The organism is Chitinophaga eiseniae (genome assembly GCF_900167135.1).
GTDB classification, from domain to species: Bacteria; Bacteroidota; Bacteroidia; order Chitinophagales; family Chitinophagaceae; genus Chitinophaga; species Chitinophaga eiseniae.
Genome location: NZ_FUWZ01000009.1, coordinates 66893 through 87437, shown reverse-complemented (window position 1 = coordinate 87437; position 20545 = coordinate 66893). Strand labels below are relative to the sequence as shown.

General features: G+C 49.0%; 3 protein-coding genes. All 3 read right to left on the bottom strand.

All coding sequences use genetic code 11. The annotated features are described in order from the left end of the window. Window positions 1–3336 (bottom strand): non-ribosomal peptide synthetase (locus tag B5D63_RS33710; RefSeq protein ID WP_143313333.1); only part of this gene is annotated, 3336 nt, incomplete at its 3' end. Window positions 3337–3377: 41 nt separating this feature from the next. Continuing rightward, window positions 3378–17276, bottom strand: coding sequence for a non-ribosomal peptide synthetase (locus B5D63_RS33705; protein ID WP_078673305.1), 13899 nt, complete (start codon window positions 17274–17276; stop codon window positions 3378–3380). Window positions 17277–17298: 22 nt separating this feature from the next. Continuing rightward, window positions 17299–19326 carry an AMP-binding protein gene (locus B5D63_RS33700; RefSeq protein ID WP_159456268.1) on the bottom strand — a complete coding sequence of 676 codons (2028 nt, stop codon included), beginning with the start codon at window positions 19324–19326 and terminating at the stop codon, window positions 17299–17301. Window positions 19327–20545 lie beyond the last annotated feature (1219 nt).

Below are 20545 nucleotides of genomic sequence, written 5' to 3'. Positions count from 1 at the left end.
CAGCCGCGTGTCCCCGCAAACCACCGCTATATTATCCGGTGTGGCCGCCACCTGAGACTCAAACAATGAAGTAACCGTCGCCGTTGCCGGATAGGGCACAGCACTGTTGTCCAACACATGCCGTAAATAATCTTTTTCTGTTGAGGAGAGGTAGTCCAGCTTGCCTACCGCAGTTTCAGGAGCGCTCAGCGCTACTTCCAGCAACTGCAAAAAGTGTTTTCCCATCCTTATGATGGTGTCCCTGTAAAACAAGTCTGTATTATATTCAATGTTTAACCGAAGTTCCGCAGCGGTCTCCTGGAAATTGAAAGTGAGGTCAAACTTGCTGAAATTTCTGCTGATGCCTTCAAACGCTTTAACATGAAGCGTTTCATCGGCTGACGCCTGCGGCTTCACATAATCGTGCACCACCAACGCCACATCAAAAATAGGATTACGGCTGGTGTCCCGCTTCAGGTTCAGCGAATCCACCAATACATCAAAAGGATAATGCTGATGCTCCAGGGCCGCCATCGTAACGGAATTAGCCTTTCCCAGTATGGCGCTGAACGCGTCACTGCCACTGAAACGCAATCTGACCGGCAACATGTTCACATATACCCCGATCTGGTCCTCCAGGTCCGTATGCTGGCGCCCGGCGACAGGGCATCCGATGATAATATCCTCCTGGTTGGTATAACGGAAGAGGAGAATATTAACCAATGATAAAAGATGCGTGAATAACGTACTGTTATTTCTGGCGACAGAAGTTTTAATGCGTGCAAGGTTCGCTGAACTGATCTCCTGTTTTACTATATCGCCCCGGAAAGTTTTAATGGCCGGCCGGAGTTTATCCGTGGCCAGGTCCAGCACCGGCAACTCCCCTTCGAGCAATTGAAGCCAGAAAAGTTTATGCCCGTTTTCATTCTCGTCTTTTAGCAGCTGTGCCTGTTGCCAGGCTGCGTAATCTTTGTATTGAATACGTAACGGGGACAGGGAAGGTTTCCTTTGGTGCAGGAAGGCATCGTAAAAATGCAGCAGTTCACGGATAAAAACATTCACAGACCATCCATCGCTGATAATGTGGTGCATACAGCAAACAAACACCCATTCCTCCTGCCCTGTGCGAAATAGTCCGGCTCGCAGCAATGGCCCGGTAGTCAGGTCAAATGGAGCTGCCGAGAAGTCCGTCAGTTTCTGCAATACGTCTTTCTCCTCGCGGAAGTCTTCATTCCCGATCCTGAAACGAATGCTTCCCGCTTCCAGGATGAACTGCCTGATGCCGTCGCTGCCTTCATCCCGGAAAACGGTGCGCAGGCTTTCATGACGCGACAACATCGAGGTAAAGGCGTATTCCAGCGCCGGTATATCAGGAGCGTTTTCAAAAGTACAGGCTCCGGGTATATTATAGGCAGTGTTTCCTTCTTCAAACTGACTAAGTACCCAAATTCTTCTTTGTGCCGCCGACACAGGATAAGACGCTTGTCCGGCAACGATGGGAATGGCCTCAAATCCTGTATGCAGGCTGTTATCAATGAAGGCTGCCTGCTCTCTGATGGTGGGCAACCCAAGAATGTCCGTTATTTTCAGACTCACTCCCAGGTCCCGTTTAATCCTGGAAAGCAGCAGCAGCGCCTTCAGGGAGTTTCCGCCGGAAGCGAAAAAAGAAGTGTTTCTTCCCAACGATTCATTTCCCAGAATGGCCTTCCACTGTGCGGCTACTCTCTCTTCCGTTTCACCCTGTGGGCGGTCGGCAGCATCGTCCTGTCCGTCACCCGGTCCCGGCAAAAATAACGCGCTCCTGTCCACCTTTCCGTTTTTGTTCAGTGGAAACGCTTCCAGGTGAATGAAATACGAAGGGATGAAGCTCTTGTTCAGCAACGGCGCAAGAAAAGCGTGAAAAGATTCGGCGGCAATCGGAGCGCCGGTGTAGTAGGCAGCCAGCATGAGGGAATTATCCTTTTCATGGTGCGCTTTTACAACCACGCTCGTTACCTGTTCCTGTTGTAATATTGCCAGCTCGACTTCCTCCAGTTCCAGGCGGATACCGTTAATTTTCACCTGATTGTCCGCACGTCCCACAATCTCTATATTGCCATCCGGGAGTAACCTGCCGAGGTCCCCGGTTTTATAAACGATATCCGTAACATCCTGTTGCAGGGGATTCTGCACAAAATATTCGCTGGTCAGGGCAGGATTATTGTAATATCCTTTTGTTGCAAACGGTGTCTTGATATATATCTCCCCTGTTTCACCGGGGGCACAGCGCCTGTCATTGTCAATGACCGCTACGACGGTGTTGCTGATGGGGATGCCGGCAGGGATCTTTCCTGCAGGCAGTTTAGGGCCTATCCTGTAAAAGGTTTTGATCATAGTGGTTTCCGTAGGGCCGTAGAAACTGACGATTTCAGCCTGTTCCCCTTCATACTTTCTCCATTCCACAATATCTTTTCCATAAAGCATTTCACCAGCGGTAAAAATATATTTCAGCTGTTCCAGATGAACGTTTGCCGTTGCAGCCCGCTCCTGTGTCAGCACTCTGAAAAGGGATGGCACACAGTGGATAATAGTGATCCGTTGCTGCTCCAGCCATCGGAGCAGCAACGCAGGCGTCCCTTTGGTGGCTGTATCCGGAATACAGAGCGTCCCGCCGGCGATCAGCGCAACAAAAATATCGCGCAACGATGCGTCGAATGTCACCTGCGCCAACTGCGTAACGCGACAGCCGGCGTCAATATTGAATTCCCGGATCTGCCAGTGGATGAAATGGCTGAGGCTTACATTTTTGCCCACAATAGCTTTGGCTTTCCCCGTGGAGCCGGAGGTGTAATAGATATAACAGGATTCTTCCCCGTTTACTTCCAGATGCGGGTTGTGATCCCATTCGACAGCCGGTGAGGTTTTAAACACGTCCCAATCCTCGTTCTTCCTGGTTAATAAAACGGGGATATTCGTGTCGTCAATAACGATCAGGGAAACCACAACAATATTCATTTCCGCCGCCAGCAACAGGAAATCGTCTTTCCAGGCAGCCGCTACGATGGCGATACCATCAAATGTCTCTGTCAGGACCTGTTCAAGCCGTTTTTTCGGAAATGACAGGTCTACCGGCAAAAAGATGCTTCCCCGTTTCAGAACGGCCAGCAACGCACCCACATAAGGCACAGAGGAAGGCATCACAATATTTACAATATTATCCTTACCTGCACCTGCCTGTTGCAACAGAAACGCGATCCGATTGGCTAATATATTCAGTGCCTGATAGGTAATATGTTCCTTCCCTGATTCTATTGCTATGGCGGAAGGCCGGGTTTGGGCCACCTGCTCAAATACGGCATGTATGGCTTTTTTACTCATGTCTTTGCTTTTTACGTTAATAAATCCTAACAGGATGATATTTAAAACTCCTCACTGATCGCAGCATTGAAAGTGTCCTGTATTGCTGCATCTGTGGGAATATCGGGGGTCTGCTTCATTTTCAGGCCGGCATAGAAGGTGGTTACCATCCTGTGAAAATCCTGCTGCACCCAGCATTGCATGGCGGCAATTCCTTGTTCCCACTCTGTCGCGCCGGACCAGAACAGCTGATTAACGGCAGTATCGTACTTTATCACCAGTGAATTTTCCAGTGTGCAGAGCGTAATAACAGGATGTGCCGGATGAACGGGAACGACATCCGCTATCCCGTATTTTTCCTTTTGCAGCAACCAGCCCTTCACCAGCGCAGTGTTGATGATCTTCACCTCTTTCACGGCAGGCAGTGGCATGCTGTCAGGCGTTTCCCGTAACAGCAAGGTGGCGCCCGCCCTGGTGACAGCGGCCACAGCGACCGCGCGCAGCAACGGATCTTCCAGCTGCACTTCCACTATGTGTTCCGGTTTCAGGTGACAATGATCCTTCAGGTAACTGCAGAAACTTCCGGATTGCTGTTGTAATGCCGCCAGGGCGATGGTGCGGCCACCCTCCACCGCTATCAGGGCTGTTGGGATTTCAGCGGCGTAGGAATCCAGTGTATACTGAAATGTATTCTTCGGATTGAACGAATATGGCTGTTCTTTTGCCGTGGCAATGGCATTCAGCTTTTCGGCGGCCGTCAGCAGATCGAAATGCTCCAACGGAGATGCCGGATCGTCCAGGACAGCAGACAACAGCGTTGCCATATGCCTGCTCATATCTTTCATCCGTTGCTCATGAAAGAGTCCTTTGTCGTAGGTCAGTGTAAGCTGTAGCCCTCCGGGTAACTCTATAAAATCAAACGTCAGGTCAAACTTACTGAATGCCCTTTCGTGGTAGGGATAATTGTCGATCAGCAACTCACCGGCATCTTTAACGGTTTCGATGTAACTCTTATCATTGTTCTGAAGGATGATCATAACATCAAACAGCGGGTTACGGCTCGTATCACGGGCAATATTCAATTCGTTCACCAGCGTATCAAACGGATATGCCTGATAGGAATAGGCTTCCAATGTTATCTGCCTGGTGTGTTGCAGCAGCTCTTCAAAGCTGTTATTACCTGCAAACCTGCTGCGAAGAGCAAGCGTGTTCACGTAGAAACCGATCTGGTGCTCCAGGTCCACATGCTCCCGGCCCGCCACCGGTGTGCCCATTATAATATCTGTCTGGCCTGAATACCTGTACAACAGGGTGTTGACAAGGGCTAACAATCCCATGAACAATGTGCTGTCATGGTTCAGGCAAAGTGATTTCAAGGCAACTATTTCCTTTTCCTGAAAGAAGTGATATACAACATTTCCCTGAAAACTCCGGACGGCTGCGCGCGTACTATCCGCAGGCAGCTCCAGTAAAGGCAATGGACCTTCCAGCTGTTTCAGCCAATAGGACCGGTAAATATCTCCCTGTGACCCGCTGAGCTGTTGGAGCTGCCATAGTGTATAATCTTTGTACTGAATAGCTAAAGGCGGCAATTTCCATTCTTTTCCGGCCACATGAGCGTTGTAGCAGTTCATCAGCTCTTTGATCAGAATATTCATCGACCAGCCGTCGCTGACAATGTGATGCATCGTATATACGAAGATCCATCGGTTGGAAGCTATCCTGTAAAGCGCAGCCCGCAGCAATGGCCCCGTTGCCAAAGAGAAAGGTCTCATGGCTTCTTTTCTGATGATTTCATTTAGTCCGGCTTCGTTGTCAACGAGGTTATTCAGGTTCTCATAAATTATCCTGAATCCTGTAGCCGCCGGGTCCAGGATAAACTGCTTCACCTCCCCGCTACCGTCTTCACGGAAAACAGTACGCAGGCTTTCATGACGGGCTATCAGCCTGCTGAAAGCATTTTCCAACGCTGTATAGTCCAGCTTTCCTTCAAACTTAAATACTCCCGGCATGTTATAGGCCGCATTAGCGCCTTCAAAACGACTCATAATCCAGAGTCTTCGCTGTACCTCCGATAACGGGTAACTATCAGCTTCCGGCGCGGGAAGGATGGGATCGAAAGCTGCGCGGCGTGCAGATTGTATCATGATTGCCTGCGCTTCGATGGAAGGATGGGCGAAAATGTCCTTCAGTCCGATTTTCACCTCAAACGTCTTATATATCTGGCTTACAAGCCGGGTAGCTTTAAGGCTGTGCCCTCCCATTTCAAAGAAATGATCGTGGACACTAATTTTTTCACGGCCCAGCAGCTGCCTCCATATAACCACCAGTTTCTCCTCTGTGCTGTTGCGGGGGGCTATCTGCCGGCTGTTGGTAAGATAGTCATCCACCGCGGGGAGTGGTAATTTACTTCTGTCAGTCTTACCATTGGCCGTTAGTGGCAACTCAGGTATTTGCAGGTAAAAATACGGTACCATGTAGGCAGGTAACCGCTCTTCCAGAAACACACGGATTTCCGGTACCGGTATTGTTGTTGCGGACACCATATAGGCCACCAGCTCCGCTTCTCCTTTGGCGCCGGGGAAAAGCTGTACCGCCACCGATTCAATGCCCGGCCATGACAACAGGGTGGTTTCTATTTCTCCTGGTTCTACCCTGTAGCCGCGTACTTTCAGTTGTCCGTCACGGCGCCCGGTATACGCTATATTCCCATCGGGCAACCATCTTCCCAGGTCTCCTGTTTTATACATCTTCCGACCAGGAAAGAAAGGATCGTCCACAAATTTTTCTGCTGTCAGGTCTGTTTTATTGAGATATCCTCTGGCAACCGCTGCTCCGCCAATACAGATCTCTCCGATAACAGACACCGGGCATAGCTGATGATGGTTATCCAGTATATAAATCTGTGAATTATCTACCGGCTTTCCTATCGTCGGCAGCCGCTGCATACCGGAGGCGTTGTCGCGGCCCATGCGAAGCACCGTTACCACATGGGTTTCAGCAGGACCATAGTGGTTATGCAGTTCCCATTCGCTCTCCTGCAAATACTGTATGAACGATTCACTTAATATCAGTTGCTCTCCCGCCACGATGACATGTTTGACCACGTTTCGGACATTATCCAGGAAATAATCATCTTCTGCCAGCAATTTAAAATAGGCAGTAGGCAGAAACACGGTATCAATTCGGTGCCGGACAATAAAATCGGTGAGCGCCACCGGATCTTTTTTTACATCTTCCTCCACCGGATATAATACGGCGCCGCGAAGCAATGTGGAAAATATTTCCTGGAAAGACACATCAAAACCAACATTGGCCAGCAATGAGACTTTTGTCACTTCGTTATCCGGAAACAGGCCGGTGTGATACAACATGAGGTTGACCATGCTCCGGTGCGGCATCATAATACCTTTGGGAATACCTGTTGACCCCGATGTATATATCAGATACAACAGCTGATCTGCCGTCAGCGCCACCTCCGGCGCCGTTCCCGCAAATCCGGGCAGGGCAGCAACGGCGGCCGCATAGAAATCATCATCTATAATAGTGATACAATTGCTGTCCTCCTCCAGTAGCTTTAACCTTTCTTCCGGACAGGAAATATCCACCGGCATATAGGCCGCCCCCGTTTTTATGATCGCCAGAACGGTAATAACAAATGCCGGATTTCTCTCCATTTTGACAGCCACCAGGCTGTCAGGGACGATCCTGTAGTGGTGCAGCAGATAGTGGGCAAATCTGTTGGACGTCTCATCCAGAGAGGCATAGGTAACTATATCGCTGCCACTTACGATAGCTGGGTTATCAGGAGTACAGGCTGCCTGCTTCCGGAAAAGATCCACAATCGTTCTTTCATCAGGAGCAGTCTGCGGTTTGTTGAACACCTCGCGCAGCAGTCGGCTTTCCTGTTCCGGCAACAGCTTCAGTTCATACAGGGATTTTACAGGGTGTAATATGATATCCTCCAGCAGCTGTTCCAGGTGAGTTACCATCCGTTCGATGGTCTCGTGTTCATACAGGTCCCGGCTGTATTCGATTTCGAGTAACAACCCTTCCGCTGTTTCCATAAAACCCAGCAGCAGATCAAACTTACTGATAGTAAATCCATCTGACGCATAGGGAGTGGCCCGGAGATCAACGAGCTGCTGAAAAGCCTGTGGTTGTACACGTTCATTATTCTGCAATATCACCATTACGTTGAACAATGGGTTGCGGCTGGTGTCCCGGGGAAGGTCCAGTTCATCCACCAGCATGTCGAAGGGATACTGTTGATGCGTATATGCTTCCATCGTAACCTGACGGATATGATGCAACAAGCGGAGAAAACTGTCATTGCCGTCAAAACGGGCGCGCAGTGCCAGGGTGTTCACATAAAAGCCTATCTGATCTTCCAGATCGGTATGTTCCCGGCCGGCAACAGGGCTGCCCACGATGATATCTTCCTGTCCTGTATATCTGTACAATAGTGTGTTTACACAGGCCAGCAAACCCATAAACAGCGTACTGCCGTTGTTGACGCAAAGCGTTTTTAGTCCTGCGGCCTGCTCCCTGCTGAATACGTGCTTCACATTCCCTCCTGTGTAACTTTTAACGACAGAACGAACCTTGTCTACAGGCAGCTCCAGCACCGGCAGGTCTCCTTCCAGTTGCTGATGCCAGTAGCTACGCTGCGCGGCCAGTAACGGACCGCTCAGCTGCTGCTGCTGCCATACCGCATAATCTTTGTATTGCAGCCTCAAAGGCGGCAGCGACAAGGACGCTCCGGTGGCCGCTGCATGATAACCCTGTAGCAGTTCTTCTATCATGATGCCCATGGACCAGCCATCACTGACGATGTGATGCATGGTACAGGCAAACACCCACCTATCGTCAGCCATACGGTACAGGCATGCGCGCAGCAACGGGCCATCGGACAGGGAGAAGGGTTTCAGCGCCATGCCATCGAGCGCCTGCCGGAGCTGCTCGTCGGCATCAGCACATGCGCGCAGGTCCACTTCCTGTAATTGGAACCCGGTATTATCCAAATCAAGGATATACTGGCATATCTCTCCTGACGCATCTTCGCGGAACACGGTATGCAACACCTCATGGCGGGCTATCAGCGCGTGAAATGAAGTGGCAAGCGCCGTAATGTTCAACGCTCCTTCAAAAACATATACGCCCGGTATGTTATAGGCTTCATTACCACCCTCCAGCTGACTGATCACCCATAACCGGCGCTGGGAAGAAGAAAGCGGGTAACAGAGGGACGGCGGCGCCAGCGGGATTTCTGCGTAGGCAGTATGTTGCAAAGACATGATCAGCGCAGCCAGATCTTCCAGCACCGGGTGCAGGAAGACATCTTTCAGTCCGATTTTCACCTCCAGCGTCTTATAAACCTGGCTTATCAGCCTGGTAGCCTTCAGGCTATGGCCTCCCAGCCGGAAGAAATCATCATGGATGCCTACCCGGCTGCGGTTCAGCAGCTCCTGCCAAAGCTCCACAAGGGTTGACTGAACAGGATTAACAGGTGGCTGATAAACTGTATCCGAAGCCAGGGCCGCAGTGGCGGGAGACGGCAGCTGACGCCGGTCCACTTTACCATTGGGGCTGAGCGGCAATGCATCCAGCGGTACATAATAGTACGGCACCATATAGGCAGGGAGAATGTTACCCAGGTAAGCGGTAAGCGCTCCTGCCTCCAGTGGCCGGCTGCCCACCACATAAGCTACCAGTTCTTTATCGCCCTGGGGAGTAAGCCACGCTGTAACCAGGGCGGCATTAATATCAGGATGCGACTCCAGAATGGTTTCTATTTCACCGGCTTCTATACGATAGCCGCGTATTTTCAGCTGATCGTCCTTCCGGCCGAGGAACTCGATATTACCATCAGGTCGCCAACGGCCGAGGTCACCGGTTTTATACATCAGTTCTCCGGGGCAATAAGGGTTCGGAATAAACTTCTCCGCTGTTAGGTCAGGTTTGTTCAGATAACCCCTTGCCAGTCCGGCGCCTCCTACACATATTTCTCCGGTGATGCCAACAGGTACAAGTTTCAGCTGGTCATCCAGTACATAAACAGTGCTGTTTGACACCGGTTTCCCGATCGGGATTTCCACCTCGCCCGCCTGTACCCGGTAGGTCAGGGAAAACGTTGTATTCTCCGTTGGCCCGTAACCGTTAATAACATCCAGCAGCGGATATTCCTGCAGTAGTTTATTCACATGTACGGGAGAAATTTTATCACCCCCTGTCAGGATTTTGTTCAAGCCGCTAAAAACGATAGGGTAACTGTCGGCCAGCTGGTTAAACCATCCGGCAGTAAACCACATGATATTAACTTTCTCGCCGGTTATTACAGTATGTAACAGGGAATTGTCCAGCAGTGTTTCCTGGCTGCACAGTACCAGGCATCCCCCGTTCAGCAACATGCCCCAGTATTCAAAAGTGGTGGCATCAAAAGACAAAGCACCGGTAGACAATAATACTTCCGTTCCTGTAAGACCTGCATAATTCTCGTATTTCACCAGTCTCACCACACTTCGGTTCTCTACCATCACCCCTTTGGGCTTTCCTGTAGATCCCGAAGTGTACATTACATATGCCAGGTGATGGCTTTCTCCCCTTACCGGCAAGACTTCCGCCTCCGGCAATGCTACACCAGCTTCATGTTCCGACAGCCATTCTTCGTCAATCAGTGCGATACAATTACTGTCGGATATCATATAGCCGATCAGTTCCTCCGGATAATCCATGTCCACCGGCAAATAAGCGGCACCGGTCCTGAGTATGGCAATTATGGTGACGATGAGCATTTCACTGCGTTTGAGCTTCACAGCGATCAGATCATCCGGGTTGATATCATACTGTCTGTTCAATACTACAGCCAGCCGATTCGCCCTATCCCGCAATTCACGGTAGGTAAGACGTACATCTTCAAATACCAGCGCTGTTTTATCGGGCGTAAGCCGCGCCTGTTCTTCAAACAATGCAGCGATGGTCTGACCCGCCGGGAATGGCGCGGCCGTGTCGTTAAAGGTATTCAGCAGTTGCTCTTTTTCCGGTACTGTCAGGTAACTCAACTGTTTCAGCTGTAAGCCCGGATCTTCCGTTACAGCATTCATCAGCTGTATAACGTGGTCCCCTATACGGTCAGCAGTCATTTTGGTAAAGAGGCTGTCATCATATTCCAGCAACAGTTGCAGTTCATCGTTTGCAGTGGTGAAGCAGAAGGAAATATCAAACTTGCTGATCTGTTGTTCCTGCCTGCCATAGTCTTTGACCGTCATACCGGCAACGCCACCGGATTCTTCCTCTCCGGAGGACTGCTGCAATACCAGCAGTACATCAAACAATGGCGACCTGTTTGTTGACCGGGGCAGCGGCAATTCTTCCACAAGCGCATCGAATGGATACTCCTGGTAGTTAAGCCCTTTTAATACGGTATCTTTTACCTTCTCCAGCAGTGACAAATAGTTATCTTCTTCTGTCAGCCGGGTGCGCCAAGCAAGGAGGTTTACATAAAAACCGATCTGGCCTTCCAGGTCCGGATGTCTTCTGCCGGCAACAGGGCTGCCGGTAATAATATCATCCTGACCGGTATAACGATATAATAATACGTTGACCAGTGATAGCAGGCCCATAAACAGGGTATCTTTCTCCCGTTGCAATAAGGATGAGAACCTGTTAAAAAGATCGCCTGGTATCATTTTACAGATCGTTTGCCCGCGATATGATTTTACCTGCGGGCGTGCCTTATCTGTTGGCAGTTGCAAAACAGGGATTTCTCCTTCAAACTGCTTCAGCCAATACAGGCGTTCTTCGCTGGACTGCAGGGACAACTGCTGTTGCCATACCGAGTAGTCCTTATACTGTATGCGCAAGGGCGGCAATAACAGTGTTCGTCCGGAGACGCCTGCATTATAGTATTCCAGTAATTCGCGTATCATGATTTCCATAGACCAGCCATCACTGATAATGTGGTGTATGGTACAGCCCAGCACCCATTTGTCTGCAGCCTGCCGGTATAGTGCCAGCCGGACCAATGGGCCGGCAGACAGAGAAAAAGGCTGTAAGCCTCCGGCGAGGACCGCCTCTTTTACGGATGCATCAACATCTGCGCTCATCCTGAAATCTGTTTCAGGAATATGATAGTCTGGCTGATCTGCCTCCAGTATATACTGGCGTATGTTTCCGGCTTCATCGTCCCTGAAAACGGTCCTCAGTATTTCATGCCTGTCGACCAGGGCATGAAAGGCGGCCTGTAGTATTGGCTGTTGCAGATCTCCTTCCAGCACGTACGCACCGGCCATATTATACGCAACGCTCGCTTCCTCCAGCTGACAAACCACCCACAGCCTCCTTTGTGCCGGTGACAACGCATAACTTTCCTGCGGTGTTGCCATTGGTATGGCGACAAACCCCGTATGCATGGCAGCATCTATTAATGCCGCCAGGTCTGCCAGTACCGGATGTTTGAAAATCTCGTCCAACCCTACTTTAACCTCAAAAGTTTTGTAGATCAGGTTAACCAGCCTGGTGGCTTTTAAACTATGTCCTCCCAGTTCAAAGAAATGATCGTAAATGCTGATCTTCTCCCGGAATAACAACCCGGTCCATATTTCCAGGAGCTTTTCCTGGACCTCATTTTCGGGAGGGGCATACCATTCAAGTCCGGAAAGCTGCTCCGGCGCGGGCAATGGCAGCTTTGACCTGTCCGGAAGCCCTTCTTCGTCCAGCGGCAGTTCGTCGAGTCCGATGTAATATTGAGGGACCATGGCCGCAGGCAGCACTGCGCTAAGGAAGGACTTGACAGCAGCGGCCTGGAATTCCATGCTGCTCTGCAGGTAGGCCAGCAGCACCGTATTATCCGCTGAAACTTTCAGCGCCTTTACCATTGCTGCCGTAACGCCCGGGAAGGACAATAAAACAGCTTCGACAGCAGTAATATCCACCTTACAGCCATGGATATACACCAGGTCTTCTTTGCGGACAGAAAAAGCGATCTCTCCGTCAGCCAACCTTACGCCCAGATCACCAGTCCTGAATAACCGGCCTTTAAAGTCGGGATGCGCAGGCGGCAGTTCCGTTGCACCTGTTTTATCTTCCGGCATCAGGGCGATGCAGATCTCTCCTTTTATGCCAACCGGCAGAAGTTGCAGGTGTTCATCGACGATGTAGGTACGAATGCCTGCATAACCCCGTTGTTGCATCATCACAGCCAAATCTTTGCGGGGCTTATATCCATTGATGATCTTACTGAACGTGCCCAGCAATTGTGCCGCTTCCGCAACGCCCAGATAAGACAATGTAGCCAGTTTTATTTCAGGACCGGCCAATACCGCTGTCAGCAGCTGTTCCAGGTGACGCCCCATCTGTGCTATCTTATCGATGTTGTACAGATCACTGTTATAATCCATTGTCAGCTGCAACGTTCCAGCCGTTTCCCTGAAGCTGAAGAGCAAATCAAATTTGCTGGCCCTGACGGTATCTTCCTGATAATGTGTTACGCTTATACCATTCAATGATGGCAACCTCATCTCTTCTTCTGTCGCATCCTGCAATACCACCATCACATCGAAAAGCGGGTTACGGCTTGCATCCCGAAGTACCTTCAGTTCATCCACCAGCATATCAAAGGGGTACAGCTGATGTGTATAGGCTTCCATGGTTATCTGACGGATATGTTGCAGCAGTTCAAGGAAACTGCTGTCACCGTCAAAGCGGGCACGCAGGGCGAGGGTGTTCACATAAAAACCTATCTGGTCTTCCAGATCGGCGTGTTCACGACCTGCCACCGGGCAGCCAATGATGATATCATCCTGTCCCGTATACCGGTACAACAGTGCATTTACACAGGATAATAATCCCATAAAAACCGTACTGTGATTGCTGACACAAAGTTTTTTCAGCCCGGCCGTCAGTTCTTTGCTGATAGTATGTGTTACGCTTCCGCACCGGTAACTTTTTGCAGCAGAACGGGGAGTGTCTACCGGCAAGTCCAGCACCGGCAGATCTCCATCCAGCTGCTGATGCCAGTAGCTGCGATGCATGCCCAATAGTGGGCCCAGCAGCTGCTGTTGCTGCCATACAGCATAGTCCTTGTATTGTAATTTTAACGGTGCTGCCGATAATGCCGCCCCTTCCACGGACGCATTGTAATGCTGTAACAACTCCGCTATCATAATACCCATAGACCAGCCATCACTGACGATGTGATGCATGGTGCAGGCGAAGACCCATTTATAATCAGACAGATGGTACAGGCAGGCGCGGAGCAACGGTCCTTCTGACAGGGAGAACGGCGCCAGCGCTATGGTGTCAAGCGCCTTCTTCAAAGGCGCCGTAGTATCAGCATATATACGCAGGTCTTCTTCCTGTAAGACGAAGCCGGTATTATCCTCATCAAGAATATATTGCCGTACTTCTCCCGACACGTCTTCCCGGAAAACGGTACGCAGAATTTCGTGGCGGACAATCAATGCCTGAAATGCCGCTGCCAATGCAGCGGCGCTCAACACTCCTTCGAAAACGTACACACCAGGCATATTGTAAGCGGCATTGCCGCCTTCCAGCTGGCTGATCACCCATAACCGGCGTTGAGAAGAGGAAAGCGGATAACTTTCTGCCGGTGCTGCCAGCGGAATCTCTGCGTATGAAGTCTGCTGCAAAGACAAAATCAGTGCAGCCAGGTCTTCCAGCACAGGATGCAGGAAAACATCCTTTACACCGATTTTCACCTCCAATTGTTTATAAATCCGGCTGACAAGCCTGGTGGCTTTCAGACTATGGCCGCCCAGTTTAAAGAAATCGTCCCGGATGCCCACCTGGCTGCGGTTCAACAGTTCCTCCCACAGTTGCACGAGCGTCAGCTGAACCGCATTAACGGGCGCCTCGTAAGTTGCTGAAGATAACATCGACGGCACCGGAGATGGCAGCTGACGACGGTCTATCTTTCCGTTGGGACTAAGCGGCAGCGCATCCAGCGTTACATAATAATAGGGTATCATATAAGAAGGCAGCACATGGCCGAGGAATGCGGTAAGATCATTCGTCAACAGCTGTTTTCCGGTCACCAGGTAAGCTACCAGTTCCTTATCCTGCTGCGGTGTGAGCCAAGCCGTCACCACGGCTGTTTCAATGTCAGGGTGTGATTGCAGGACCGCTTCAATTTCACCGGCCTCTATACGATAACCACGGATCTTCAGTTGATCGTCCCTGCGGCCAATATATTCGATATTTCCATCAGGCAGCCAGCGACCAAGGTCGCCGGTCTTATACATCCGCTCGCCGGGGCGGAACGGATTAGGCACAAATTTTTCGGTTGTAAGCTCAGGTTTATTCAGGTAGCCTTTGGCAAGACCTATTCCGCCGATACATATTTCGCCGGTGACGCCAACCGGCAGCAGCTGATTGCATTTCCCCAGCACATACATCTGTGTATTCCATATGGGGCGTCCAATAGGAATGATGGTATCCGTAGCAGCGGTTGTGTACCAGGTGACATCTACCGACGCTTCCGTAGGCCCGTACAGGTTATACAAAGGGACCTGTACCAGGTTGTACCACGCCTTGACGGTACTGAGCGGCAAGGCCTCCCCGCTCGTCATGATACACCGAAGGCTCCTGAGCCGATGCGGCACATTCTCCCGCTGCATAACGTCTGTAATAAAAGTGAACAGCATAGCCGGGACAAAATGCAGATTGGTTACCTTTTCCTGTTCTATCAGTAGCAATAGTCTTTCCGGAGACCACGTATCGGCTTGCTGACAAAGCACCATCCGTCCTCCCAGGCAAAGCGGAATAAACAATTCCCATACAGACACATCAAATGTGCAGGTCGTTTTCTGAAGGATAACATCGTTGTCCGTATACCCATAGTGCGCCCACATCCATTCAATACGGTTTACTACGCCTCGGTTACGGAGCATACACCCCTTCGGTCTGCCAGTAGAACCGGAGGTATAGATAACATATGCCAGATCATCAGGCGTATTGACCAGGGGCAGGTCTGTAGCGGAGTAACTGGCAGATACACTGATAAACCGTTTTAATTCCTGCTCATCTATCAGCACCTTGCAGTTACTGTCTTTCCGGATATAGTCGATACGCTCTTCGGGGAAATCGGGATCGATAGGGACGTAAGCCGCACCGGACTTTAATATTCCAAGGATGGAAATGATCAACCATTCGCTACGGGGCAGCTTCACCGCCACCAGGTCATCCGGGCAGACCTGATAATGTTCCCGCAGATAGCCTCCCAGGCGGTTAGCCATAATATTAAGCTGAGAATAGGTAAAGCTTTTTTTCTGAAACACCAGTGCGGTCTTTTCCGGGGTGGCAGCTACCCTCTCCCCGAACAGGCCTATGAGTGTTACATCCTGCCGGAATCCGGCCGCAGTATTATTAAACGTTTCCAGTAGGCAGATTGCTTCCGCATCGTCCACCACCGTAATATCCGACAGCAGGATACCCGGGTCTGCCATGACCACTTTCACCAACGACAACCACGAGTGATAGAGCTGACGGATTTTCTTTTTATCGAATAAATCTGTTGCATATTCTATGTCCAGGTATGCTTCCCCGTCAGGTTCAAAATCAAAATTGAAGCTCAGGTCGAATTTTGCGGATGCCGGCAGTTCTTCCATGATGTCACCGCCATAAATATATTTTTCAACAGACGATATTTTGTTAATATCGCTACCGGCAGCAACCGGAACCTGTTGCAACACCATCATTACATCAAAAAGCGGATTACGGTTAACGTCCCATTTACAGTCAATGCTGTCTACAATTTCATCAAAGGGATAATCCTGGTATACCAGGGCGCTGTTGGAATGCGCCATCACCCGCTGCAAAAACAACAGGAACGTTTCCGTTGTATCCATTTCCATCCGCAACGGCAGCGTATTCACATACATGCCTATCTGGTCTTCCAACTGCTTATGCCCCCGGCCGGAGACCGGTACCCCTATCGTTATATCATCCTGACCGGAATATTGCTGCAACAGTATAGTCAGGCAACTACGATAGAAATTGAACAGCGTCACCTGGTGATGGCGGCAAAATAAAGTGATATCCTTTTGCAGCGTTTCCCCGGGGTAAAATCTGCTGATAGCGCCTTTAAAGGATTTACGATCGGGTCGCAAAAAGTCTGTAGGCAAGTTCAGGGCTTCCGGTAAACTGACAAATTCATTTTTCCAGAAATTGGCCGCTGCCGCTCCCAATTCGCCGGTCCAGCGGCTCTCCTGCCAGGCGGTATAGTCTTTATACTGAATCCCCAGGGGCTGTACGGCTATAGCTGGTTCGGTGTCATATTCCAGGAGGAGTTCCTTCAGCAGTAATCCTGCCGACCAACCGTCACTGATAATATGGTGCATACACAGGACCAGCACAGTAGCATTATCCGGCAGGTGTAACAGACGGATGTTGATCAGTGGACCGTTTTCCAGATTAAAAACATGCTCAAAGGCCTGTTTCAAAGCCTGCTGCAGCAGGTTGCCGACCCCGGAAGGATCTGCTATGAAAGAAGAATCTATCGCTATGGCCGCTTCTTTTAGTATGACCTGCCTAATTTCTCCCTCGGATTCACGGAATATGGTCCTCAGACTTTCATGCCTGGCAATCATCCGTTGGAGCGACTGCTCCAGCAATGTTTCATCCAGATCACGGTCGACATGCAGCCCTTTCACCAGGTTATAGGCAGTCTGAGCAACCTCCAGCTGGCATTGCAGCCATATTCTCTTTTGTGCGTTGGAAGCCGGGTAATGCTGTTGCGCTGCGACGGGCAAAATAGGTTCCGGATCTCCATTACCTATGGCTGCCTGCAAAAACGCGAGGAGTTCTTTTTTGCGGGATTTTATGGTAGCTATCAGGTCATCGGGCAGCAGATCCGTATTACCGGACAGCATTAGCTGTCCTCCTTCTGCAGAGGGCACAATATTGTTTGCCCTTAAGGCTGTCAGTATTTCCAGTATGCTCATATTATTAACTTTCAAGGTGCGTTCAGATGATCATTCTCTTTCCTGTAATCTCTGCCTGTTGCAGCCACAGCAGGTTTTCCAGGAGTGATACAAGTGCCGGCAGCGAATTATTATTAAAAATGTCTGTTACCTGTATATTTACTCCCAGGTCGTGCTTTACCGTATTGACCAGGTCCATGGCCTTTAGGGAGTCTACGCCCAGATCACTGAGTTCTGTGTTTTTGTCTGTAATAAGTTGTTCCGGCAGATGTGTTTTAAGCCGCAAGATGCTGACAACATAATTCTGTATGTTTATCGCGTCAGGAAGCCGTTTCACCGCTTCCAACCGGGATGAATGGGTATCTTCATTCACATCTTCCGCTGTTTGTACCAGTCCGGTTTTGGAGCATAGTGAAGAAAATGTACCCGCAGCATAACTTTTCCTACAGGCAAGGCGTTGCAATTTCCCACTGGTGGTACGGGGAATCTGTAGCGGACGGACCAGCAGAATATCGTGGGGATCAATTCCAAAATGCCCATTCACAATAGCATTGACAGCATTGACAGTATCAGACATTTGTTCAGCGGTAGCCAACTGCTTTTGTATTTCAACCACTACAACCATGTCTCCGGCGTAATCGTTGGTAGTAAAAACGGCAATGCCGGTATTTTCCACACCGGGGACCTTTGCCACCTGTTGTTCTATGTCATAGGGATAATAATTCTGGCCGCGTACAACAAGCATTTCTTTTAGTCTTCCATGAACAAACAGTTCGTTTTCATAGGTAAACCCCAGGTCGCCGGTACGAAAAAACAGCTGCGTATCCTGGCTGACAAAGTACGCTTCATTGTTTTTGTTCCAATACCCCCGGGTAACATTTTCGCCGGCAATACATATCTCCCCTTCTTCCAGCGCTTCACATGAACGGTTGCTGCCGGGGGTTATGATCCTGATGGAGGTACCATTGAAGACCGATCCTACACTTACAACAGCTTTGAGGTTGCTGTTTATTTGATCATGCAGGACGATCTTTCTGTGATTATTTTCTTCCGTGCTTATAAACAAGGTGGTCCTTGTTTCTCCTCTTTTTCTTCCGGCGACCAGTAAGGTTGCCTCCGCCAATCCATAACAGGGGCAAAATGATTCTTCCGAAAAACCGATAGATGAAAAACGCCGGCTAAAAAGCGCTATCGTAGATGCATTTACCGTCTCCGCCCCGCTAAATGCGACTTTCCAGGAAGAGAGGTCAACCTTGGCCATATCATCCGTTGTGATTTTATTCACACAATGCATATAGGCAAAATCCGGCGCTCCGCTATGGGTGGCTTTATACCTGGAAATTCCCTGCAGCCAAAGTGCAGGCTTACGCATAAAACCGGACGGAGGCAACAGTACACAGGTACCACCGACATATATTGTTTGCAAGAGATTACCAATCAGTCCCATATCGTGATAGAACGGCAACCAGGAGAAAATAACAGAAGAGCTTTCGCAGCCAAAGCAGGCGCTGATCTGCTGTTCATTATGCAACAGGTTGGAATGGGTAACAACTACCCCTTTGGGGTTGCCTGTTGAGCCGGACGTATATTGAATAAAAGCAATTTCATTGTAAACAGGTGCGGCCGGCGGCAGGGAGCATTCTTCCGCGGTAGTATCATACAAAACAATACATGCGGCATCCCCGCTTTCTGAAAACCGGCGTTGCAACGAGTGCAGCCCTGGTTCATCAGAAAGCACCGCTGCCGCGGAGGCATCCGTAATGATACGCTCCAGCCTTTCTGTATGCTTACGGCCTTTGAGGTAAGGAACAGGAACAGGTATAATACCAGACCTGATACAGGCCAGGAACGAAACAATAAAGTCGTCTGTATGCTGAAACATCAGCAATACACAATGTCCTTTCCAATTTTTTGCATTCAATCTGCCCGAAAGATTTTCTACTGCCGCGAGTAAATCAGTATAGGACAAACGGCGGACCTCTTCTCCATTCTCTCCCAAGGAAATAAAAGCAATCTTACATGGATCTTTTGCAGTGCTAGAGATCAGGTAATCAAAAATAGTTCTACTCATGGCGCAGTCACCTAAATTAGACAGATAGAAATAGCATTCCTTTCCAGAGACACCCATACTTTACGATGCATTAAAGCAAGCGCGAAGCGGGATGACCATGGCAATTCACCATCTACAACTTGAACCGGTAAGGGCATACGAATCCAGGCCAGCACATACTGGCAATGACTCCCCAGAGGCCCAACAGATCACTCACTGATTTTCAAACACGCGTTGGCATCATGCAGCGATAATGCCTGCAGACAAAGTAGCATCATTCAACACAGGTAGTTATAAGCGTACAACAGCAAAACAGGAATATTACACCAGATACAGTGTAACAATGATTATTTTTCTTAAATGGTTATTTATTCCAATCCATAATTCCCCCGATACTATGAGACTCAAGCAATAACAAACAAATCTATCCTTTAACAGCAATGGGAAAATTCATTAAGGCCTATCTAACGGACGTAACAAACCGGCTAACAACGTTTAAAAAAATGTAGAATAAATACTATCCGGCAGTTTTCTTTTTGCAATGGTTATATAAATAGCAACTCGAACGAAAGTAGTAAAAATTAAAATTAAACCGGGAATAATTTTCGGGAATGTTTTCTTGTTGTAAAAAATTTACGTTGACAATTTTCATTTTACAATAATGGAAGGACTCCTCAAAACCTTATACAGTAAAGAATACCAAACAGTTACAAAGAATCCACTGACATTACCTACACTATACTGCGCCCACAATGCACCAACAGGTTAAAATCGTTTATACGTTAACGTTATAAATACATTGCGAATGTATTTCAGTATAATTATTCATATAGGAAATGTCCGGTGCATTTAAACAGCACTTAAGAAAATTTATGCCGTCTATTAGGCAATAGTTTCTATTCAGTCGATCTAAAATCTTGTATACATAATTCGTATCTTAGTAAAAGCTGGTTAACCTGTATAAAGTACGGGAAAGAAATCGGGGTTATATAATACTACCGTAGAGGCCCAACATATCACTAATTATCCTCTTGGCACTCGAACCCAACACCTTTTACAAATCAATAAGTTGTGATAGCCGAAAAATTAATCGATCAGTTATCGAATCAAAAAAAGGCTTCAAAACGAATACGTTCTGAAGCCTTTTCTATTTCTGTGATCCCGATGGGATTACAGAAGTCAGGAAAAGTCTTACACCACTTTACTTAGTTTTACTTTTATAAATTGATTTTCAACACCT